Annotated in this window: 21 protein-coding genes; 7 read left to right on the top strand and 14 right to left on the bottom strand. The window is 32.3% G+C overall.

What is annotated here, in order from left to right; translation table 11 throughout:
* Window positions 1-7: 7 nt before the first annotated feature.
* The 5 genes from dnaI to A3I1_RS0100225 all read right to left on the bottom strand — a co-directional run bounded on the left by dnaI (window position 8) and on the right by A3I1_RS0100225 (window position 3,774).
* Window positions 8-910, bottom strand: coding sequence for a primosomal protein DnaI (gene dnaI, locus A3I1_RS0100245; protein WP_018369307.1), 903 nt, complete (start codon window positions 908-910; stop codon window positions 8-10).
* The gene (locus tag A3I1_RS0100240; protein WP_018369306.1) at window positions 911-2,077 is read right to left on the bottom strand and encodes a DnaD domain protein; all 1,167 of its coding nucleotides are present in this window, start codon (window positions 2,075-2,077) and stop codon (window positions 911-913) included.
* Window positions 2,064-2,558: a transcriptional regulator NrdR gene (nrdR, locus tag A3I1_RS0100235; RefSeq protein ID WP_018369305.1), complete on the bottom strand. Its 495-nt coding sequence runs from the start codon at window positions 2,556-2,558 to the stop codon at window positions 2,064-2,066. Before nrdR ends, A3I1_RS0100240 begins: the two co-directional genes overlap by 14 nt.
* Before the next feature lie 110 nt (window positions 2,559-2,668).
* A complete protein-coding gene (locus A3I1_RS0100230; protein WP_018369304.1) occupies window positions 2,669-3,205 on the bottom strand; it encodes a YceD family protein in 537 nt (178 codons plus the stop codon).
* On the bottom strand, window positions 3,205-3,774 hold the full coding sequence (locus tag A3I1_RS0100225; protein ID WP_018369303.1) for a TetR/AcrR family transcriptional regulator: 570 nt from the start codon (window positions 3,772-3,774) through the stop codon (window positions 3,205-3,207). Before A3I1_RS0100225 ends, A3I1_RS0100230 begins: the two co-directional genes overlap by 1 nt.
* Window positions 3,775-3,876: 102 nt before the next feature.
* Here A3I1_RS0100225 and A3I1_RS0100220 point away from each other — a divergent pair, with 102 nt between their 5' ends.
* On the top strand, window positions 3,877-4,584 hold the full coding sequence (locus A3I1_RS0100220; protein ID WP_018369302.1) for an ABC transporter ATP-binding protein: 708 nt from the start codon (window positions 3,877-3,879) through the stop codon (window positions 4,582-4,584).
* A 2-nt stretch (window positions 4,585-4,586) separates the two neighbouring features.
* Window positions 4,587-7,190 carry an ABC transporter permease gene (locus A3I1_RS0100215; protein WP_018369301.1) on the top strand — a complete coding sequence of 868 codons (2,604 nt, stop codon included), beginning with the start codon at window positions 4,587-4,589 and terminating at the stop codon, window positions 7,188-7,190.
* 293 nt (window positions 7,191-7,483) lie between these two features.
* On the opposite strand, the gene htpX is transcribed toward A3I1_RS0100215, so the two are convergent.
* Window positions 7,484-8,374 (bottom strand): zinc metalloprotease HtpX, encoded by an 891-nt coding sequence (htpX, locus tag A3I1_RS0100210; RefSeq protein WP_018369300.1) that lies wholly within the window; start codon window positions 8,372-8,374, stop codon window positions 7,484-7,486.
* A gap of 14 nt (window positions 8,375-8,388) precedes the next feature.
* A complete protein-coding gene (locus A3I1_RS0100205) occupies window positions 8,389-8,943 on the bottom strand; it encodes a LemA family protein (protein WP_026216705.1) in 555 nt (184 codons plus the stop codon).
* A gap of 161 nt (window positions 8,944-9,104) precedes the next feature.
* On the opposite strand from A3I1_RS0100205, the gene rsmG reads away from it, so the two are divergent.
* The 4 genes from rsmG to brnQ all read left to right on the top strand — a co-directional run bounded on the left by rsmG (window position 9,105) and on the right by brnQ (window position 13,441).
* A complete protein-coding gene (gene rsmG / locus A3I1_RS0100200; protein WP_018369298.1) occupies window positions 9,105-9,818 on the top strand; it encodes a 16S rRNA (guanine(527)-N(7))-methyltransferase RsmG in 714 nt (237 codons plus the stop codon).
* A 48-nt stretch (window positions 9,819-9,866) separates the two neighbouring features.
* Complete coding sequence (locus tag A3I1_RS0100195) at window positions 9,867-11,246, top strand: TrkH family potassium uptake protein (protein ID WP_018369297.1); 1,380 nt, start codon at window positions 9,867-9,869, stop codon at window positions 11,244-11,246.
* 15 nt (window positions 11,247-11,261) lie between these two features.
* Window positions 11,262-11,933: a potassium channel family protein gene (locus A3I1_RS0100190; protein ID WP_018369296.1), complete on the top strand. Its 672-nt coding sequence runs from the start codon at window positions 11,262-11,264 to the stop codon at window positions 11,931-11,933.
* 116 nt (window positions 11,934-12,049) lie between these two features.
* Entirely contained in the window at window positions 12,050-13,441 is a 1,392-nt protein-coding gene (gene brnQ, locus A3I1_RS0100185) for a branched-chain amino acid transport system II carrier protein (RefSeq protein WP_018369295.1), read from the top strand.
* A gap of 87 nt (window positions 13,442-13,528) precedes the next feature.
* Here the strand turns inward: brnQ and A3I1_RS0100180 are convergent, their stop codons facing one another.
* The 6 genes from A3I1_RS0100180 to A3I1_RS0100155 all read right to left on the bottom strand — a co-directional run bounded on the left by A3I1_RS0100180 (window position 13,529) and on the right by A3I1_RS0100155 (window position 20,077).
* A complete protein-coding gene (locus tag A3I1_RS0100180; RefSeq protein WP_018369294.1) occupies window positions 13,529-14,221 on the bottom strand; it encodes a methionine ABC transporter permease in 693 nt (230 codons plus the stop codon).
* Window positions 14,222-15,286: a methionine ABC transporter ATP-binding protein gene (locus tag A3I1_RS0100175; protein WP_018369293.1), complete on the bottom strand. Its 1,065-nt coding sequence runs from the start codon at window positions 15,284-15,286 to the stop codon at window positions 14,222-14,224.
* Window positions 15,287-15,377: 91 nt separating this feature from the next.
* Window positions 15,378-16,232, bottom strand: a complete 855-nt coding sequence (locus tag A3I1_RS0100170; RefSeq protein ID WP_018369292.1) for a MetQ/NlpA family ABC transporter substrate-binding protein — start codon at window positions 16,230-16,232, stop codon at window positions 15,378-15,380.
* A gap of 180 nt (window positions 16,233-16,412) precedes the next feature.
* On the bottom strand, window positions 16,413-17,414 hold the full coding sequence (gene galE / locus A3I1_RS0100165; protein WP_018369291.1) for a UDP-glucose 4-epimerase GalE: 1,002 nt from the start codon (window positions 17,412-17,414) through the stop codon (window positions 16,413-16,415).
* 1 nt (window position 17,415) lies between these two features.
* Window positions 17,416-18,900, bottom strand: coding sequence for a UDP-glucose--hexose-1-phosphate uridylyltransferase (gene galT / locus A3I1_RS0100160; protein ID WP_026216704.1), 1,485 nt, complete (start codon window positions 18,898-18,900; stop codon window positions 17,416-17,418).
* Window positions 18,901-18,904: 4 nt separating this feature from the next.
* Window positions 18,905-20,077 (bottom strand): galactokinase, encoded by a 1,173-nt coding sequence (locus tag A3I1_RS0100155; RefSeq protein WP_018369289.1) that lies wholly within the window; start codon window positions 20,075-20,077, stop codon window positions 18,905-18,907.
* A 139-nt stretch (window positions 20,078-20,216) separates the two neighbouring features.
* On the opposite strand from A3I1_RS0100155, the gene A3I1_RS0100150 reads away from it, so the two are divergent.
* On the top strand, window positions 20,217-21,218 hold the full coding sequence (locus A3I1_RS0100150) for a LacI family DNA-binding transcriptional regulator (RefSeq protein WP_018369288.1): 1,002 nt from the start codon (window positions 20,217-20,219) through the stop codon (window positions 21,216-21,218).
* A gap of 103 nt (window positions 21,219-21,321) precedes the next feature.
* On the opposite strand, the gene A3I1_RS0100145 is transcribed toward A3I1_RS0100150, so the two are convergent.
* Window positions 21,322-21,927 (bottom strand): ATP-binding cassette domain-containing protein, encoded by a 606-nt coding sequence (locus A3I1_RS0100145; RefSeq protein ID WP_018369287.1) that lies wholly within the window; start codon window positions 21,925-21,927, stop codon window positions 21,322-21,324.
* Window positions 21,928-21,934 lie beyond the last annotated feature (7 nt).

The raw sequence follows: 21,934 nt of genomic DNA, 5'->3' as shown, positions 1-21,934 counted from the left end.
TTATCTCTTAGCGTCTATTTTCACCTTCTAGATGAACTTCTTTGGCAAGAAAACGAATTCTCTCCATCACTCTTTTTGCTTGCCAGCTTTCATCGCCAGTTTTCATTTTGGCTAATTTCTTTTCTAAATCTTCTAAACTATAATTGGAAGTGAAAAAAGTTGGTAATTCTTCTAACATACGGTACTGCAAAATCACTTGTAAGACTTCGTCTCTTATCCAAGAGGTACTTTGTTCAGCACCTATATCATCTAAAATCAGAACTTCTGCTTTTTTAACATCATCAATCTCTTCTTTAACAGTTCCTGTATTAATTGCGTTTTTAACATCGATAGTAAAACTTGGAAAGTGAATTAGTGTAGTTGACACTTGTTTTTGTTCAGACAATTCTCTAGCCATGGCAGCCATCAGATAGGATTTTCCCACACCCATATCTCCATAGAGATAAAGCCCTTTTTGATTAGTATTTGGGTATTGCCTTACAAATTCAACAACAGACTCAAAAATTGGCAAGCGTTTAACATCGTCTAGGATAATATCATCAAAATTGATGTTTTTATATGATTTTGGCAAACTAACCACATTAATACGATTTGCCACTTCGTTTTGATATTGTCTTTCTTTTAATGCAAGTGTTTCTTTATAAGTGACATCCGCATAGCCTTCATTCATGATTAGAATTGGCTCATAGCCTTTTGCAATATAACTTGGGTCTTGGTTTTCAAATCGTTCTTTTTCCATCAGAAATTGATTAAATTTTGGTAAACTCAATTTGATTATCTCTTGACTCAATTGATGAGAAGTAATGAAATCAGAGATGACGGGAGTTGCCAAAATGGTCTTTATCAACTCATCAGATACCCTGAAGCTTTGAGGATGGTTATGCTTCATCGTTTTTCCAACTTTTTCCATCTAGTCTTCCTTCTTTCTCAATTTTTCTAAGTGACGACGCTTCATTTCTTCTAATTTAGCTTGTTGTTCCTCAGTGGTTTCATTCTTATAGCGATCATTACTCCACTTTGGTACATTACTCTTTTGTGGTTTTATTTTCTCTTGTTTCGTATGATTTTTCTTTTCAGTAAAAGAACGCATTTTAATAACAGCTTGTTCTGATGATGTAATATTTTGATAGGAAAAATCATTAGCAATCATCATAATATAAGTCTTATTAAGATTAGCAGAGTTTGTTTTTGACATGGTATATAAAACCATGACATTAATCACTTCATCTAAAAATCCCAGCTCAGCCAGTTCAATTAAAATTTTTCTTTCGGTTGCTGTGATTGTTGCTTGGCGAATTTTTTTAATTTTTGCTAAAAAAACATCTGCTTTATCTGACTTAGCTTCATTTATGACGACCAATTCCTCTTTTGAAAACTCAGTTTTACCCTCAGATTCTGGTAAGGACTGCTTCTTAGTTTGCATTCTTTTAAGAGAAATCTTATGGTTAATAGCTGTTTCTTTAGCTAGTTGATAGGTTTCAAACCAATTAAAACCAAATTGTTCTGCAAAATGATGAAGACCGATGACATCATCTGTCTCATTACTAAAACTTAGGCCATCTTTTGACATTAATTGTTTAAAATTCGCCAAATCAAAAAAGTTTTTTGGCTTCTTGACTATTTTTTTAAATTCCCCTACACTTGAAAATACATCTGAAAATTGTTTGGAAATTATTTTAGCATCTAAGGGGGCTTGGCTAATAAGTTGCTCGACAGCTACTTCACCAATTTTCTTTTCTAATAATTTTCGATAAATAGGATTTTCCAAAAATAGTTCTGTTGGTAAAGCAGAATGAAGTTTAATCAAATAGATATTATCAACTTGATAAAAAACAATTAAATCAAAGGCAGTTAGAATATCTAAAGCTAACTCTAAGCGATGCATACCAAACTGTAAATGATTTAAAATATCGCTAAATTTATGTTGTTTTTGTCCATTATCATAGAAAGCAACAAAATAGGCATACAAAGCTAAAGCATCACTACCTATAATTGGAAAATAGGATTGGATTAAACTGATTGTATTATAAGTAACGTTGTTTTGTTTTATAAAATAAAAAGGTTCAATTGGTTTCATCTGTTATCTTACTTTTCTTATTGCTTTTTTCTCGTTTTGTGATTTGTTTTAACAGAGCTTCAATTTCATCCACATGTTTAAAGCTACGGTACACACTGGCAAAACGGATATAGGTAATCTCATCTAATTCAGCTAACTGATCCATCACTAAATTTCCAATAACAGAACTTGATACTTCGCTATCATATTCGCTACGTAACTGCTGTTCCACTTCACTAACAATTTTTTCAATAGAAGCACTTGAGACTGGGCGCTTTTGTGCACTATGAATAATTCCATTGAGAATTTTATCTCTTGAAAATTGTTCTCTAGTCCCATCTTTTTTTATCACTAAGAGTGGCGACTCTTCAATTCTTTCAAAAGTAGTAAAACGAGTTTGACAATTCTCACACTCTCGACGACGACGGATAGTATTTCCTTCTTCAGCTTGACGGCTATCAACAACGCTGGATTTGGTATAATGACATTTTGGACAACGCACAAGAGCACCTCTTTCTAATAATTTTAATATTTCTCTAATACTTCATTTTAACATATTTTCAACAATAACAAAAGCACACAGATTTTCCATGTGCTTACTCATTTTAGCTATTAGTCATCATCAAATAATCCTTCTAGAGCTGTAAAGGGATTATTTTCTTTCTTTTTTTGTGTTTTTAGTGCTTGATACTGTTCCTCGGTTAGAACAGACCAGTTTTCTCCACTTGGGAGCTCATCTGTTTTTTCTTCATCTTCGGTTAATACTTTTAAAGGAATATTTAATAAAATATTGTCAATCACACTTTCTTCCAAGCTAATAATATCTGTTTCTATAGATAATATCAACTTATCATGAGAGTCGTCTTCAAAATAACTTTGCTCTATTTCTTCTGAAAAGACTTCTGTAACAAGAAAATGTTCTGTCAATTCAACTGGTACCATCGAACGACTAGAAGGTAGAACAATCTGGTAATCTAAATCATAAGTTAATAAAAACAAATGATTTTCATAACTAATTTGTCCTTTTGCTCTTACATTTTTAATATCAATGATACTATCCTGTCTTTTTAATAATAAATCTTTAATATCCAAGCTTTTATCAAAAGAAATAGGATCTGAATTTTTCTTAATCTCAGTGGTACGAAACATTAAATTTCTCCTTTTATTAATCTACAAAGAGTCGTTTGGCGAATCTTGAGTAGAATGTCAATAATTTCATTACTAGATCGTGGATTTTTTTCCTGAAACCATGTTAAAAAAATAGATAAAATACTCATAACAGATATATTTATAATGTAATTATCTGGAATACTAGCTTTTTCTAATTTATCTTTTTGATTATCGAAGATAAAATCTCTAATTAAATTAATCACTTCTGCTTCAAATTGTCTATCTCCATTATAGCCTAATAATCTTTGAAATAATTCAAAATTTTCTTCTACATAGCAAACCAATTGAATAACTGAATTGTTTTCTGGTCTAATGATTATTTCCGAAGACAGTTGGCTTTTTATATGTTTAATTATATCATCTCTAGTTGTTTTGATAAAATCATCTATATCGATATAATGCAAGTAAAATGTTCCACGTGAAATACCTGCTTTTTTGGTTAATTGAGAAACATTAATTCTATGAAGAGGTGTTGTTTTTAGTAAAATAACAAATGCCTTTGTTAAGTAAAGTTTTGTTTGTTCTTTTTTTTGATTATATTCAGACATAATTCCTCCTAAACAAAGTAAACATTTTATCTTTTTGTGTACATTGTAATTGATTAACCATCTAGTATAATATATGCATAAGGTACCATAAAGGAGAAAAGAATGTCAATTATTATTCAATTAAAAAAAATCAAAAAAATATACCATCAACATCAAGACAATGAAGTAAAAGCAATAGATAATGTAAGTTTTACAATTAAAAAAGGTGAATTAACAATTATCTTAGGAAATAGTGGGGCCGGTAAGTCAACACTTTTAAATATCTTGGGAGGAATGGATCAGATTACATCTGGAGAGGTGACAATTGATGATAAAAAAATTTCTAATTTTTCTGAAAAGGAACTAACAAACTACAGAAGAAAAGATGTTGGTTTTGTTTTTCAATTTTATAATTTAATCCCTAATCTAACAGCTTTAGAAAATGTTGAATTGGCAAGTGAAATAGTTCAAGATCATCTAGATCCAAGGCAAATGTTGATTGATGTTGGTCTAGAAAATCGTATGAATCATTTCCCAGGCCAATTATCCGGAGGAGAGCAACAACGAGTAGCTATTGCAAGAGCAATGGCAAAAAATCCAAAAATATTATTAGCTGATGAGCCAACAGGTGCTCTAGACTACCAAACAAGTAAACAGATTCTAAAACTCTTCCAAGATTACCCCAAAAAAACCGGGAAAAATGTTATCATTGTTACTCATAATTCAGCATTGAAAGCCATGGCAGACCATGTTATTGAATTATCAGATGGTCATATTAGACAAAACTATTATAACAAAAAAGTACACGATGTTATTGATTTGGAGTGGTAAAAATGAAAAAACTAGCACGTAATAGCTTTAGAGCCATTAAAAAAAATTGGCCAAGACTTTTATCTGTTACTATTTTAATTGTTTTATCAAATTTTGTTTTTATTGGATTATTTAGTACAGGTCCTAATATGCGAGAAACCATTTTAAACACTTACCAAAAAGAAAATCTCGCTGATGCTATTGTTTTTTCCTCAACTAACTTAGCTAATGATGACAAAAAAGAACTGTCCCAAAGTCCTCTTATTAAATCCATAGAATATGGTAAGCAAATTGATGCCAAACTAAAAAACAAAGTCATCCGTCTGATTAGTACTCCTGAAAAAATTTCAAAACTTAATCTCATTGAAGGGCGTTTGCCAATTGAAGAAAATGAAATTGCTATAGGGAAGCAATTAAATTATAAAGTTGGTGATGTCTTAAAAATAACCTCAGACGATTTAAAATCAAACACTTTCAAAATTGTTGGTATCGTCAAATCATCCGAATACATGTCCAAAAGAAGTTTAGGAATTACTTCATTAGCTGATGGAAATATCCATTATTTTGGGGTTATAAATAAAAATTTATTTAAAAATGAAGACAACTTTGCAAGAATTATCTTTAAAAATACTTATAATAAAGAAGCTTATACTAAGGAGTACACCAAATTAATCGAAAAAAACATTTCTTCCTTGCAACATATTACACAACAACAAACAATAAGATTAAGACAACAATTTACACAAGAGATTGATGAAAAGATAAAAAAAATTGATTTAAATTTTGACGATTTGATGCTCAGTAAACAAAGTTTAAATGAAATGATAAAACAAATTGAGAAAGTAGGTAATCAAAATCCAGTTAACCTAGATCAAAATGAATACATACAACAAAAAAATGAACTAAAAACTCAAGTAAAACAAATTTCAAAACAGATAAATGAACTAAAACGTCAAAAAATAACATTAGAGAATTTAAAAAAACAACAATCATTTTTGTTAATTACTGTAGAAGACCGTTCTCAATTTTCTGTTGGATATTCTGATTATGGTAATACGGCCATAAGAATTGATATTCTTGCTTCAATTTTACCAATTATCTTTTTTGTTATTTCTCTTATGGTGAGTATAACAACTATGAAACGAATGGTTGATGAAAAAAGAATTGAAATGGGTACCCTAAGATCTCTAGGTTTTACCAAAAGTGAAGTGATGAGAGAATTTCTAATTTTTAGTACCCTAACCTCTGTTTTAGGAAGCTTATTAGGTTGCTTTCTGGGAATCCATTTATTACCCAAAATGATTTTTAATATTTTTTCAAATGGTAATTATATTCTAGATGAAATGATTATTGTTTATCAGTGGCCAATTCTTTTAATATCTTTCTTTTTATCTCTTTCAAGTACTTTTTTAGCCGTTTATTTATCAGCTAAAAAACAATTGAAAGAACACCCAAGTCAATTAATCTATACAAAGCCTCCTCAAAAAAAGAATGGTATCTTTCTAGAATATTTTCCAAAATTATGGCATTCTATTTCTTTTTCAAATAAACTAACCCTTAGGAACAGTTTTCGCTACAAGTCAAGACTTCTAATGACCATTTTGGGAGTTATGTTATCGACAAGTTTACTAATACTTGGTATTGGTATAAAAGATAGTCTATCCCAATTAGTACCAATACAATATCAATCTATTTCAAAATATGATGCTATTGAAATATTTAATCCCTACTCCTTAGAAATAAAAGATTTTCAAAAAAAAATAACTAATTTTTCAAAACAAAAAAAGGAAATAGTATTTAAAAATCTAACAATTCATAATCATTATTTTATCGAGCCTCAATCTGTACAATTATTTGTTGCAAATGATTTTTATGATTATGTTAACTTGGATAGTCAACCAACAAAAAATGGAGTTGTAGTCTCTAAAAAATTAGCTCAATCTCTTCATTTAGAAAAAGGAGATAGTCTCATAATTAAAGATAAGGAAGGTTATTCAAAGACTTTGAAAATTAGCGATACAACTACAAACTATATTGGTCATATAATTTATATGACTCCTAATTATTATGAAACTATTTTCAATGAGCCTTACCAAGAAAACGCCTACCTTATAAAGACTCAAAAATCTTTTGATACTTTTTTAAAGCAAATATCTAATAACAAAGTTCACATGTATACTATTCGAAACACAACCTTAAAACAAGAAGCCAATGATTTTCTTGAGGGATTAAATGGCATTATCATAATTATTGTTGTTATTTCTATTTTATTAGTCTTTATTGTTTTATTCACTTTGACAAGCATTAATGTTGCAGAAAGAGAAAAAGAATTATCCACGATTAAGGTATTAGGATTCTATCAAAAAGAAGTTCTCCTATATATTTTTAAAGAAACAATTCTGCTAACCTTTATTGGTATTTTATTAGGAATTGGTCTTGGTTATTTTCTTCATGCCTTTATCATGGCTATTTTACTACCTGAAAATCTGATAGCCATCGAGGGATTAACTTGGTCAAATATTATTGTTTCGGTTAGCACAGTCTTTAGTTTTACTATTATTGTAATGTTTATCATGAATCTACACATTAAAAAAATTGACATGTTATCAGCCTTAAAATCTGTATAACAAGATAAGTATTTTATAATCCTTAAACTTTTCTTTATTTAAACTATTCAAAAAGCAGGAGTTATCTCAAGACAACCCTGCTTTTTTGATAAATTTTGACTAAAAAATAGCTATTTTTATTTGATTTAGAGGATAAGGTTACTATTATAGTTATAAGTTAAAAATATCATTTCATATTTTATACTCTTAAAACTTAACAATATAATCATTCAAGACAATCCTTCAATTTTAACAAATTAGTCTTTTTTAAACTATTTTAAATAGTCAAAAATTTAATGTTTTTAAAAATAAACTTACATTTTTTGTAAACGTGCAATTCTCTCAGAAATGGGAGGGTGGGTATAGAACAAAGATTTAATGCCATTTTTTTTCTTTGGATCATTAATATATAAAGCTGCACTAGCACTGTCAACTGGTTGAGACATAGGTGCAGATTGATCAAGTTTTTGTAGAGCATTTATCATTCCTTGCGGATTTCTAGTCAATTCAACGCTACTAGCATCTGCTAGAAATTCTCTTTGTCTAGAAATAGCTAATTGTACCAGGGTTGCTGCTAGAGGCGCTAATACGAGGGCAACTAGCGCAAAAAGTAAAACAATTATTTGCGTGCCACCATTATTTTTGTTACTTCGCCTTCTACCTCCTCCATAAAACAACATACGGCTGCCCATAGAAGACAGCATGGAAATAGCACTTGCTAAAGCTACTGCAATGGTGGAGATTCTAATATCGTAATTTCTAATATGACTAACCTCGTGACCCATAACTGCTTCTAATTCTTCACGATTCATTACGGCTAAAAGACCTGTTGTGACAGCAACAGCTGCATTTTCTGGTTTCGAACCTGTAGCAAAAGCATTTAAAGCAGGGTCATCAATGATAAACACACCTGGCATTGGAATTTGTCCAACCATAGCCATATCTTCTACAACATGATAAAGATCTGGTGCTTCTTCTACATTAACTTTTTTAGCATTGTTCATTGACATGATAACATTCGTTGACTGAAAAATCATACTAAAGGCATAAATAAAGCCAATGACTAAAGCAATAACAAGACCACCCAAATAATTATTAAACATCAGATAACCAACAGCGGCACCAATCATACCAAGGAGCCCAAAAAAGACTATCAATAATACTATAGTTCGCCTTTTATTGCTGGTAATTTGATCAAATAGCATAATCTTCTCCTACCTTAAAAGTCAAACTTAACTTGAGGAACTGATTTTTCTGACTCAGGAACTTCAAGAAATTCTTTAGGCTTAAAGCTAAAGATACCAGCAATAAGATTGGTTGGGAAGGTTTCTAGCTTCACATTATAATTGGCAGTGGTTGTATTATAGAGTTGACGTGAATAAGAAATTTTATTTTCAGTATTAGTCAATTCTTCTTGTAATTTCAAAAAATTAGCATTTGCCTTTAAATCAGGATAATTTTCAGCCACAGCAAAGATACTCGCAACTTGACGTGTTAAGGCATCGCTTGCTTTCATTACTTCTCCTGGTGTTTTAGCAGTAGCTACACGAGAACGAAGTTCAGTCACTTTTTCTAGCGTTTTACCTTCGTATTGACTATACCCCTTAACAGTCTCAATAAGGTTTGGAATCAGATCATTACGACGTTTTAGTTGAACATCAATTTGACTCCAAGATTCTTGTGTTTGCATTCTAGCTTTAATCAGCCCATTATAGACACCAGTAACATACAAAGCTAGAGCAATAGCAATTCCCAAAATAATAAAAAACATAATAGTCTCCTTTAAAATCTTTTAAACTATTATAACAAAATATTTTTTAAAAATCTGTTATAATCGTTCTATTAGTCCTTGTCAATGGAAACTTTCTCTCTCTATCATAAACCATTATTTTATGTTAAAATGATAAACGAATATTATTTAGTAAGGAATAACCTATGACACCTGAAGAATTTTATAACGCTTTAGCAAAAAAAAACATTACTCTTTCTGATTTTCAAAAACAACAATTTGAAGATTATTTTCACTTCTTAATTGAATGGAATGAAAAAATCAATTTAACTACTATTACTGAAAAAAAAGAAGTCTATTTAAAACATTTTTTTGATTCAATTGCGCCAATTCTTTTTGGGTTTCTCTCAAATAAACCTATAAAATTGCTTGATATTGGCGCTGGTGCTGGCTTTCCTAGTCTACCTATCAAAATTATTTTTCCAAATATTCAAGTAACCATTATTGACTCCTTAAATAAAAGAATCCAATTTTTAACACTTTTAGCTGAAAAATTACATTTAAAAAATGTTTCTTTTTATCACGGTCGTGCTGAAGATTTTGGTCAAAATAAAGACTTTAGAGGAGAATTTGAAGTGGTAACTGCTCGTGCAGTAGCTCGTTTGCCTGTTTTATCTGAACTAACTTTACCATTTTTAAAAATCAGTGGAATAGTAATTGCTTTAAAAGCCAGTGCTGTCGAAGAAGAATTAGATGAGGCCAAAAATGCTTTAGAAACACTTTTTGCAAAAGTGACGGAATCATTTGATTACCAACTACCAAATGGAGACCCTAGAAATATAATATTACTTACTAAAGCAAAAGAAACGCCTAATCGTTTTCCAAGAAAAGCAGGTATCCCAAATAAAAAACCACTTTAATTGACGAGCTGTGATGCCTTTTAACCACTTTTACAGGAGAATCACTCAATGAAAAAAAAATTCAAACTAGCACCTTTATCTATTACACAACGTTTAAGTGCTAGCTTTCTCATCGTTATTATGATTGGTAGTTTTTTATTATCTCTACCAATCATGCATTATCCTCATGCTCCAAAAACTACCTTCCTTGAACATCTTTTCACTTCTGCCTCCATGGTGTCAGTGACAGGCTTAGCTGTCTTTCCTATAGGGGATGTTTACAATGGCTTTGGACAAACTATTGCTATTATCTTAATGCAAATTGGTGGGCTAGGATTAGTCTCTTTAATCGCTTTTAGCTACTATACCTTAAGAAAAAAAATTTCTATCACTGATCAAACCATGCTACAATCCTCTCTAAGTAAGGATTCTTCAAAAGATTTAAAACGCTATCTCTATTCTGTTTATAAATTAACTTTTTTTATAGAAGCTTTTTTTGCTTTAATTTTAATGTTTGATTTTATTCCACATTATGGTTGGAAAAATGGAATTTTTAACAGTATTTTTTTATCTGTTTCAGCCTTTTGTAATGCTGGTTTTGATAATTTAGGCTCAAACAGTTTAGGAGAATATACACTAAATCCCATTATTAACTTTTCAGTAGCTTTTTTAATCATTTCTGGTGGATTAGGATTTGGAAATTGGCGTGATATTATTCATCGTTTACAGCAATTCATCTTTAAACGTCCAAGGAATGTTAAGTTAACTATTAAAAAATTAAGTATTCAAACAAAGTTGGTTCTTTCAACAACAATGATTATTTTAACTATTGGGACTTTTTTATCTTGGTTATTTGAGCATGATAATCCTGCAACAATTGGAAACTACAATTTTTTCCAACAAATTATGGTTAGTTTTTTTCAAACAGTAACCATGCGTACTGCTGGTTTTTCTACTATTGATTTTACTCAAACTAACTTTGCCACCAATTTTGTATACATGGTGCAAATGATTATTGGTGGTGCCCCTGGTGGTACTGCCGGTGGGGTAAAGATTACTGTTGCTGCAATTTTATTTCTACTATTTAAAGCAGAATTAAGAGGTAGGAGTGAGGTAACCTTTAATTATAGAAGTTTTTCACAACGATTAATTAAACAAACTCTGACCGTTTTAATCTTCTATTTTATCGTTTTAATTACTGGATATCTCTTGCTATTAGAGTTTGAGAAATCTCTTAACCCTTTTGCTCTTTTATTTGAAACAATTAGTGCCTTAGCAACTGTTGGGGTATCTATGAATCTGACACCTGAGTTATCAAATATCGGAAGATTGATTATAATGTCTTTAATGTTTATTGGTCGTGTAGGCCCAGTCACTGTTTTACTCAGTCTAAGACAACGGCAAGAAAAAACTATACATTATGCTAAAACAGATATATTTATCGGATAGAAAAGGAAAATATTTATGAAACAAAAAATTGTAGGTGTTCTAGGACTAGGTATTTTTGGACGTACTATTGCTGCTGAACTTAGTGAATTTGGTCAGGAAGTCATTGCTATTGATAGTAAAGAACAACATATTCAAGAAGTTGCAGACTTCGTGAGTAAAGCAGCTATTGGTGATATTTCTGATATAGAAATATTGAAAAATACTGGTATTGATCAGTGTGATGTCGTTATTATTGCAACAGGAAATAATCTGGAAAGTTCTGTTTTAGCTGTCATGCACTGTAAAAAACTTGGAATTCCAAGAATTATTGCTAAGGCAAGAAGTAGTCATTATGAAGAAGTTCTATATGAGATTGGTGCTGATTTAGTTATTTCTCCTGAAAGAGAGTCTGGAAAAGTGGTTGCTTCTGATATCTTAAGACATACTATTGCAGGCATTTATCATTTTGAAGGAGATGTTTCTATCGTTGAATTTAAACTTCCTAAAGAATGGGTTGGAAAGACAGTTCAAGAATTAGACGTTCGTCGTAAGTACGATCTCAATTTGATTGGAACAAGAATTGGTAAATCTTCACCACTTGATACTTCTATTCCAATTAATGAACCTTTTGATGAAAACGCAATTATTGTTGCAATTGCTAATTCTAGAACATTTGAAAAATACGATTATTTAGGATATTTTAATTAAAAATTATTCTAATATGTTATTGACAGGCCCAAGTCATTATAATATAATCCTAATAATATACTTTTTTTCTGTAATAGGTTTTCTATTACCTTTGTTATTATAGAAAGGGCCATCTATTGAATCATACAACTCAAAAAAATAAATTTCTCATTATTGGTTTTATGCTATTTGCTCTCTTTTTTGGAGCAGGTAACTTAATTTTCCCCGCCTTTTTAGGGATTTATTCTGGTGGGAATATTTGGCCAGCTGTGCTTGGTTTTCTCTTAACCGCTGTCACACTTCCCTTATTGGGTGTTATTGCCATTTCCTATACAGGAGCCACTAACCCTGAAGAGTTGGCAAGACCAATTGCTAAGCCTTATGCCATCTTTTTTTCAGTAGCTCTTTACCTATCAATTGGTCCTTTTTTTGCCATTCCAAGAACGGGAGCAACGTCATACTCTGTTGGTATCGCACCAATTTTTGGTGATAGTTTACTAACAAAAGCTCTTTATGCTCTTGTCTTTTTTGGGATTTCTTATTGGCTAGCCATTAAACCTAATAAAATTGCAGAACGTATTGGTAAATACTTAACTCCTGCTCTTTTAGTTGTCATTGCTATCTTGATCATCTTTTCATTTATCAAACCAGCCGGTAGCTTAGGAACTCCTACTGATATTGGTGGTGACGTTCAAAATGCTTTTTCTAGTCTACCTTTTGTTGCTGGTATAATTCAAGGTTATGGAACAATGGATGCCTTAGCATCACTCGCTTTTTCTATTCTAGTTATTAACGCTGCTAAAAGTTTTGGTGATCAATCAAATAAAGAACTGGCTAAAACAACCATGAGTTCTGGAGTGATTGCAACTATCTTATTGGCTCTTATCTATATTTTTATCACTCGTATCGGAGCTACTTCACAAAGTTTATTCACCTTTTTAGATGGTCAATTCATGATGGATAATTCTGCTATTGATGGTGGTCATATCTTATCACAATCAGCCAACTTCTACCTAGGACAAATTGGGCAAATCATCCTATCAATCATTATTTTTCTTGCTTGTTTAACCACTTCAACCGGTCTTATTACAGCTTGTGCGGAATATTTTAATGAATTGGTTCCTAAGATTTCTTACTTTGTTTGGGTAACCTTGTTTACAATCATTGCAACAACTTTCTATTTTGGTGGTCTTGCTGAGATTATCAATTGGTCAGTGCCTGTGCTCTTTTTACTTTACCCTCTCACCATTACCTTGATTTTTCTATCACTCACAAAAGGATGGTTTAAAGGGGATCGTTTGGTTTATCAGATTACCACAGGGTTTACACTCATTCCAGCTTTATTTGATGCCATTCATACTTTAAGTAAAATGACAGGTTTCTTTACATTACCTAAAAGCATTATACATTACTTTACAAAAGTTGTTTTCTTAGGCCAGTACTCTATGGGGTGGATTAGTTTTGCCTTTCTTGGTTTTGTTATCAGTTTTATCATTTCCTTTGTCAAAAGAAAAGCACAATCATTGTAATTCACTAAAATAATATAAAATAACGTCTTCTTACAGTTGTAAGAAGACGTTTTTCTATTGATATAAACTTACCTAGTGATATTTATTCTATTTATGATTTATTTTTTTAGTAAGAAAATCTCCCAAAAATTGAACACCAAAAATGATGAGGAGGATGCAGATGGTAGCGACCCAAGTGACATCGTTGTTGTAGCGATTATAACCATAGGAAATGGCCACATGTCCAAGGCCTCCCGCACCGATTGCTCCAGCCATGGCAGTTTCACCGACCAAAGAGATAATGGTTACTGTTGACACTCGAATAATGTCTGGTAGTCCTTCTGTGATATAAATAAGCACAATATCCCAAGTTGTTGCTCCTGAAGCTTGTGCGGCTTCAATCACACCTTTATCTAGCTCTGATAAAACTACTTGCACTTGTCTGACAAAAAAGGCAAACACGGCAACAGAAAGTGAGATGTTAGCAACATCCGGTCCAATGACAGAATTAACTAATAATAAGGCGATAGGAAACATAATTGCTAGTAAAATAATAAAAGGAATAGCTCTAAAAATTGAAATTATTTTATCAAGAATCCAATAAATATATTTATTTTCTAAAACACCTTGAGGAGCTGTCATCACTAGCAGTAAACCAACGGCTAAACCAACACTTCCACCTATAATAAAAGGAATAAAAGTCATATAAAGTGTGTAATAAATAGCTGTTCCCCAACCATTATCACCACCCCAACCAAGTTGATAAACATTGGGAAGATAAGTCTGAATTAACTCAATCATTTAACATCCTTTCTTTAAAATATCTACTGTGACATTGGAATCATTGATAGCCAAGAGTGCTTTTTCAAGATTTTCTTCGTTACCTTCTAAAATAGCAATCATTTCTCCAACAGGTGTGTTATCCAAAATTTCAATATTACCGTATAAAATATTAGCACTGATATCAAACTGCTTATATATCCTATTAAGTATCGGTTCATCAGTTGATGAGCCAACATAATTTAATTTTACCAAGACAGCATTATTTTGTAATTGTTGTACAATTTTTTGTTTTTCAATTTTTGGCAATGCTTCATCAATACCAGTTGCCACATTGATAAAGTCTTTGGTTAGACTCTCTTTTGGATGTGAAAATATCTCTAAGATAGATCCTTCTTCTATCAATTGTCCGTTTTGCATGACAGCTACACGGTGACAAATATCCTTTACGATTTGCATCTCATGAGTGATTAAAACAATTGTTAAATCCAATTTTTTATTGAGATCTTGTAGTAAGGCTAAAATTTGTTTGGTTGTTTTTGGATCAAGTGCAGATGTTGCTTCATCTGAAATCAAGATTTTAGGGTCGTTAGCTAGAGCACGAGCAATAGCTACACGTTGCTTTTGACCACCTGATAATTGTGCAGGGTAACTATCAGACCTGTCTGATAGTCCCACTAAGTTTAGCAAATCTTGGACTTTTTGCTCTTTTTCACTTTTACTTAGTGGCGAGTGCTTTAAGGCAAATGCGATGTTTTCCTTTGCTGTTTTTTGAGCCATGAGATTAAAATGCTGAAAAATCATTCCAATATCACGACGTTTTTCTCGTAGTTCATTGGGACTAATTTGAATGTTGTCTTGATCAAATGTTACATCACCATCAATGGTAATTTTACCTGCTGTAGGTACTTGTAAAAGATTAATCACACGCACAAGCGTTGACTTCCCGGCACCCGAATAACCGACAATGCCATAAATTTGTCCCTTATCAATTGTTAGACTAACATTTTTAACAGCTTCTATTACTTTATTTTTTTGACGAAAAGTAATGTCAATGTTGTCTAAGGAGATAATGGTTTGAGCCATAGTTTTCCCTTTCTTTATTTTCTTTTAGTATCCATCATTAAAGCATATAATACAATTAAGCGTGTGAATAACACGCTTAATTGTATTATTTTTACCAAACTGGTAAGTCAATACCATTTGAGGTCTCCTCGATGATCTTCTTAACTTCATTTGTTTGATAGGCTTCTATTACTTTTTTAATTAAATCGGCTTTTTTAGATTTTTCCCAATTTTTCTGTCCTGCAATAATGTTAATCCATTGTTTTGAATCATCATTAATTTCTTCTTTAAAAAGTGATGTTTCATAATCAATATTTGCTGGCACAGCATAACTGTTGTTAACAATGGCTCCATCTGCAGAAATGAGTGAGCGAGCTGTTTGACTAGCTTCTAGCTCTTTAATATCCAAGTTCTTAGGATTTGATTTGATATTGGCAATGGTTGCTAATTCATCACCTGACACATCTAACTCAATGAGCCCTGCAGATTGTAAGACGTATAAAGAACGACTTTCATTAGTAGCATCATTTGGAACAGCAATTTGAGCACCATCTGGTAATTCTGAAACATTTTGATATTTTGCTTTACCAGAAGCATCTGTTCCTGAAAATAGATGAATTGGACTGATATAAGTTTCAGCAATGGTTACTAAATCACCATTATTTTCATCATTCCAATTGTTTAAAAAATTGTAATGTTGAAAAGCATTAATATCCACTTCATTGTTTGCTAAAGCCTTGTTTGGTTGAGAATATTCAGTGAACTCTACAAAATCAAGATCGATATCTTCTGATTCTAACAATTCAGCAATTTTATCCCAACGTGCTTCATCAGATTCTGTCATTGACATCACACCGATTTTTAATGTTTTAGCATCATCGTCATCATTTCTAGCACCACATGCTGTTAAAATAAATCCAGCTAATAATGTAATCGTAAGTAATGAAACTAATTTTTTTAATGACATAATATTTCCTCTTTTTCTTTTAATAAATGAATGAATTCATTCTCTCATATCTTCTTATAAGAATCAAATTGTTAATTCATTGAATATGTTATAGTTTTTAACTATATCTAAGTTTAAAAAAAGCCTGCTGTCAGAAATAAGACAGACAAGCATATTATTTTTAAACCTCAAGAAAAATTTCTATTTCCTATCATCGTAGCCATTAAGGTGATTAGAATGCCAAGCCCAAGCTGTTTCAATAATTTTTTTAATGTTATCAAACTGAGGCTTCCATCCTAGAATTTCTCTTGCTTTTTTTGAGTCAGCAATAAGGGTATCTGGGTCTCCTAATCTCCTCTCACCAATTTCTGATGGAATGGGATGTTTTGTCACTTCTCTAGCTGCTTCAAGGATTTCTAGGTTAGAAAAACCAGTTGATGACCCTAAATTAAAGGCAGTAGAAGGATTGCCTTCACGTAAGTAATTAACCGCTAAGATATGAGCATCTGCTAAATCAAAAGGATGAACATAATCTCTAATATTAGTGCCATCTGGTGTTTTGTAGTCATCACCAAAAATCATGATTTTATCACGTTTTCCTTGGGCAACTTGTAAGATAATCGGTAAAAGATGGGTTTCAGGGCCATGATCTTCTCCGATAGAACCATCAGGTTTTGCTCCTGCGACATTAAAATAACGAAGAGCTACTGATTTTAAACCATAGGCACTATCAGCCCATTTCATGATTGTTTCCATCATCAACTTACTTTCTCCGTAAGGGTTGATTGGTTTTTGATTATCATTTTCTTGAATTGGCATTTTTTCTGGGATACCATAAGTAGCTGCTGTTGATGAAAAGACAATATTTTTAATTTCAAACTCAAGCATCACTTCTAGTAGTGCAATCATTTTTGCCGTATTATTATTAAAATATTTTAAAGGATTACTCATCGACTCAGCTACAAGTGAAAAGGCAGCAAAGTGAATAACAGCATCAATATCAGGATGTTTTGAGAAGACTTGTCGCATAAAGTCTTTATCAGCTAAATCACCTTCATAAAACACAGCCTCAGAGTGAACAGCATCACGATGGCCTGTTACTAAATTATCGACCACAACCACTTGTTCATCGCCTTTTTCAATCAAACGATCAACCATATGTGAGCCGATATAGCCAGCACCACCAAGTACTAAAACAGTCATTTTAATCTCCTTCTTTAATCCCAACACTTCTCACAAAAGCCATAAAGGCCTCTTGACCAGCTTTTGTGCGTTTATAAACACCAGCATCTTCAAGAACACGAGCAAAAATCAGACCCATTTCTTCTTTGACAATGTCTGATACTGTCTCTGGCTCAAACTGACCATACTTGGTTTTAATGTCATTAGCCCAAGTTTTGTGATAGTCTTTTATCTCATTTTCTTTTTCCAATAAATAACGTTCAACATCGAGAAGTTCATCTTTTAGACGAGGTGGTAAAATAGCTAACCCCATCACTTCAATAAGTCCAATATTTTCTTTTTTGATATGTTGCACATCTGGATGCGGATGATAAATGCCATCTGGAAATTCTTCTGACGTATGATTATCTCTTAAAACAAGATCCAGTTCATATAAGCCATTATTTTTTCTAGCAATAGGAGTAACGGTATGGTGTTCTTGGCTACCAGTCTTTGCAATAATATCTTGGCTCATGTCAGAATAACATTTCCAAGCCAGGCGAATTTTTTCTGCTAAAGCAACCAATTCTTTTTTATTATCACCTTTTAGACGAAGAACAGACATAGGCCATTTCACAATCCCTGCTTGAATATTCTCAAAACCTTCAAATGAAAAGGAATTATCTAGTGGTGCCACTTCCATTGGAAAAGTGTGTTTTCCTGCTTGGTAATGATTGTGTGTCAAAATTGACCCACCAACAATTGGTAAATCAGCATTACTACCAACAAAATAAGTTGGGAAAATATCAATAATATCTAACAACTGTTCAAAGGTTTTTTGACTAATCACCATGGGAACATGTTCAGTGTTTAACACGATACTATGTTCATTAAAGTAGGCATAAGGTGAATATTGAAATCCCCATTTTTCATCACCTAAATCAAGTCTGATGATGCGATGGTTAGCTCTTGCCGGATGATTGATTCTACCTTGATAGCCTTCGTTTTCAACACAAAGTTGACACATGGGATAGCTAGTGCTTTTCATTTGTTTTGCCATGGCAATCGCCTTTGGATCTTTTTCAGGCTTTGATAGGTTAATCGTAATCTCTAAATGGCCATAATCAGTCGCCACTTGATAATAAATATTTTTAGCAATAGCTTTTAACTTAATGTAATCATTTTTTTGACTGAGTTGATAAAAATCAGAAATAGCTTGCTTTTTATCAGTTGCATACGTTTGCCAAAAATCATGATTAAGCTGACTAGGTATTGGTGTGATGAGATTCATCAATTCTGCACCCAAGGTATCTTTTTCTTCTTGAAGTGCTCCTACTTTACCATTTGTAACTGCTAAGGCAACCAATTCATCTTTTAAAGCAATAAGTTCAGTAAGATCAGTTTCTTTTTGAGTATTTTCTTCTCCTACTAAAGCCAATATACGATTTTTTAGATAAAAAGCATCTAAAGGTGTGTAATGAGAATTCTCGATAACTTTAGCAACAAAGACCTCTATTATTGTTTTCATAGTCTTATTTTCTTGATAGGACACGTGAACCACCTGCTACCTCAGCAATGTAAAAGTCTGGTGCATAGCCAATTTTTTCTGTGTAGATTTTACCAACATTTTCTTTAAATTGATCAACTTTATCTTTAGCAACAATAGCAATACCACAGCCACCAAATCCTGCACCTGTCATACGTGCACCAAGTACGCCTTCTTGTTCCCATGCAGTGTGAGCAAGAGTATCAAGTTCGATACCTGTGACTTCATAATCATGCTCTAATGAAACGTGAGAAGCGTTCACTAAACGACCAAATCTCTCTAAATCACCTGCTGCTAAGGCTTCACGCGCTTCAAGTGTTCTTTGGTTTTCAAGAACAGCATGACGAGCACGTTTAAGGCGATTTTCGTCTTTAATCAAATAAGCATATTCATCAAAAGCTTTAGCATCTAATTCACCAAGTGTTTTGATGTCTAAGACAGTATTTAATTCTTCAACAGCCATCTCACATTCGCTACGACGCTCGTTATATTTTGAATCAGCCAATTCACGACGTTTGTTGGTGTTCATGATAACAATAACGTTATCTCCCAAATCAAGTGGTACTAAGTCATACTCTAAAGTATTAGTATCAAGATAAATAGCGCGATTATCGGCACCCATACCAATTGCAAATTGATCCATAATGCCTGAATTAACCCCGATAAAGTTGTTTTCCGTTTGTTTACCAATTTTTACAAGGTCTAAGCGTTCTAATTTAAGATTAAATAATTCTTCTGCAATAATACCAATTAGCAGTTCTAATGAGGCTGATGATGATAAACCAGCACCATTTGGAATGTTACCATAAACATAAATATCCATCCCAGAATCGATAGTATGACCAGCTTCTTTCAAGAACTTAAGAACACCCTTAGCATAGTTTGTCCAATTGTCTTTCTTGTCAAAAACTAGATTATTTAAGTCAACTTCGATAATGCCTAAATCTTCAAAGTTTGCTGAATAAAAACGTAAGGTTTGATCATCACGTTTTCTAGCAGCACCATATGTTCCAATAGTGATAGCTGCTGGAAAAACATGACCACCATTATAATCAGTATGCTCACCAATCAAATTGATACGTCCTGGTGAGAAAAAAGTGGCATCAGCTTCAGTATTAAAAACAGCTAAAAAAGCTTGTTGTAGTTCTTGAATGTTCATAAAGTTCTCCTTTTAAATTTATGATAATAGTTCATTATTATTTTACGCTTTAGAAAATCTAAAGTCAATTATTTTAGTAAAATTTTACTAATTTTTTAATTTTTTGTGATATAATAAAAACGACTAAAGGAGAAGGGTTATGGCAACGATTAAAGATATCGCTAAAGCAGCAAAGGTCTCAATAGCTACTGTATCACGTGTTCTCAGTCAAGACGACACTCTTTCAGTTAGCCCAAAGACCAGAGAAAAAATACTAACAACTGCTGAAAAACTCAACTATACCAAACACCAAAAAAATAGTAAAAAAAATGGGCAGAAAAAAACCATTGCTATTTTGCAATGGTATAGTGAGCAGGAAGAACTTAATGACCTTTATTATTATGCCATTCGTATTGGCATTGAAAAAAGAGCTCAAGAATTAGGTTATAATATCTTACGCTTTTTCAACAATGCTATTTTTTCAATTGATACTGATATTTCAGGGATTCTTGCCATTGGTAAATTTAGTCAAAAACAGATTGAAAAATTAGAAAAAATTACTTCAACACTTATTTTTGTTGATAGTGATACACTTAATGACGGTTATTCTTGTGTAACAACGGATTTTGATAGTTCAGTCATTAATACCATAGATTATTTTTTAAATCAAAATCTTTCAGACATTGGTATGATAGCAGGTGAGGAATCCACTAGTGATGGCTTAGAACATTTAATTGACCAACGTTTTCGAACCTTTAAAAACTACATGAGTGAATTAGGTATCTATAAGGCAAAATCTGTCTATGTAGGACCATTTTCAACCCAATCTGGTTATGATTTGATGCAAAAAGCCATTCAAGAATTGGGAAATGAACTTCCACAAGCCTTTTTCATTGCTAATGATACTTTGGCTGTGGGAGCTTTAAAGGCCTTACAAGAAGCAAAGATTGCTGTGCCTGAAAGAGTGAGTCTCATAGGCTTTAATGATACTCCCATCACTAAACAAGTTTTTCCAGCCCTATCTAGTGTCACGGTCTATACTGAAGAGATGGGGAAAATCGCAGTTGACTTGATGACACAAACCCTATCGCCAAATCCTCCAAAAATTGCTTCAATGGTTAGACTAGCGACCAAGTTAACCATCAGAGATAGTTGCCTCTAATAAAAAACCACGATAAATATCGTGGTTTTTAAAATATGAAAGGGTTAGTGACATTGTAAACCAAATCTTGGTATAAGATTTTTGATAAAATAGTTCTAACACACTAATGTTTCGCTACGAAATCATCTAAATGTATCTTGCTATCTAATCGTTCTGCCAGTGTTTCCGATAGATGGTGTGTTACAAAAAGAATTGTTTTGTTTGGTTGTTTTAAGAGCTCTTCTTCAATCAATTCACGATTATCTTTGTCAATAGCAGACGTTCCTTCATCAATGAGCCAGATGGGTTTGTCTTCTAATAATAATCGAGTCAATAGAATACGCTGTTTTTGACCGCTTGACATATCTTGGGTAATCTGTGATAGTCTTGTTTCTAATCCCTTGTCTAAATCACTGACCCAATTCTTCAAGCTTAAGATATCTAGCACTCGAAAAATCTCTGATTGCTCAATTTCTTTTCCTAAAGTCAAATTAAACCGTAGACTTTCATTGAAAATATGATTATCAGCAGACACATAGCTAATATTGTCGTTTAAGGACTGCCTATCAATCTCTAGAAGAGAAATTCCATTGAAACTGATAGTCCCTGAATCAGGAAAGAGTTCTCCTTTGATAAGTTTGAGGAGTGATGATTTTCCAACTCCAGATGTTCCAGTCAAAGCATATTTTTTATTTTTTTCAAAATGAAGAGTCAGATGCTCAAAAACCACTTGCTGT

The sequence above is a fragment of the Streptococcus marimammalium DSM 18627 genome (assembly GCF_000380045.1).
In the GTDB taxonomy this organism is placed as follows: domain Bacteria; phylum Bacillota; class Bacilli; order Lactobacillales; family Streptococcaceae; genus Streptococcus; species Streptococcus marimammalium.
This window is presented reverse-complemented; position numbering and strand designations above follow the sequence as displayed.

Coding starts and splice junctions, on each gene's coding strand:
- dnaI (WP_018369307.1), bottom strand. CDS start 910: ATGGAAAAAGTTGGAAAAACGATGAAGCATAACCATCCTCAAAGCTTC.
- A3I1_RS0100240 (WP_018369306.1), bottom strand. CDS start 2,077: ATGAAACCAATTGAACCTTTTTATTTTATAAAACAAAACAACGTTACT.
- A3I1_RS0100230 (WP_018369304.1), bottom strand. CDS start 3,205: ATGTTTCGTACCACTGAGATTAAGAAAAATTCAGATCCTATTTCTTTT.
- A3I1_RS0100225 (WP_018369303.1), bottom strand. CDS start 3,774: ATGTCTGAATATAATCAAAAAAAAGAACAAACAAAACTTTACTTAACA.
- A3I1_RS0100220 (WP_018369302.1), top strand. CDS start 3,877: ATGTCAATTATTATTCAATTAAAAAAAATCAAAAAAATATACCATCAA.
- A3I1_RS0100215 (WP_018369301.1), top strand. CDS start 4,587: ATGAAAAAACTAGCACGTAATAGCTTTAGAGCCATTAAAAAAAATTGG.
- htpX (WP_018369300.1), bottom strand. CDS start 8,374: ATGCTATTTGATCAAATTACCAGCAATAAAAGGCGAACTATAGTATTA.
- rsmG (WP_018369298.1), top strand. CDS start 9,105: ATGACACCTGAAGAATTTTATAACGCTTTAGCAAAAAAAAACATTACT.
- A3I1_RS0100195 (WP_018369297.1), top strand. CDS start 9,867: ATGAAAAAAAAATTCAAACTAGCACCTTTATCTATTACACAACGTTTA.
- A3I1_RS0100190 (WP_018369296.1), top strand. CDS start 11,262: ATGAAACAAAAAATTGTAGGTGTTCTAGGACTAGGTATTTTTGGACGT.
- A3I1_RS0100180 (WP_018369294.1), bottom strand. CDS start 14,221: ATGATTGAGTTAATTCAGACTTATCTTCCCAATGTTTATCAACTTGGT.
- A3I1_RS0100175 (WP_018369293.1), bottom strand. CDS start 15,286: ATGGCTCAAACCATTATCTCCTTAGACAACATTGACATTACTTTTCGT.
- A3I1_RS0100170 (WP_018369292.1), bottom strand. CDS start 16,232: ATGTCATTAAAAAAATTAGTTTCATTACTTACGATTACATTATTAGCT.
- galE (WP_018369291.1), bottom strand. CDS start 17,414: ATGACTGTTTTAGTACTTGGTGGTGCTGGCTATATCGGCTCACATATG.
- galT (WP_026216704.1), bottom strand. CDS start 18,900: ATGAAAACAATAATAGAGGTCTTTGTTGCTAAAGTTATCGAGAATTCT.
- A3I1_RS0100155 (WP_018369289.1), bottom strand. CDS start 20,077: ATGAACATTCAAGAACTACAACAAGCTTTTTTAGCTGTTTTTAATACT.
- A3I1_RS0100150 (WP_018369288.1), top strand. CDS start 20,217: ATGGCAACGATTAAAGATATCGCTAAAGCAGCAAAGGTCTCAATAGCT.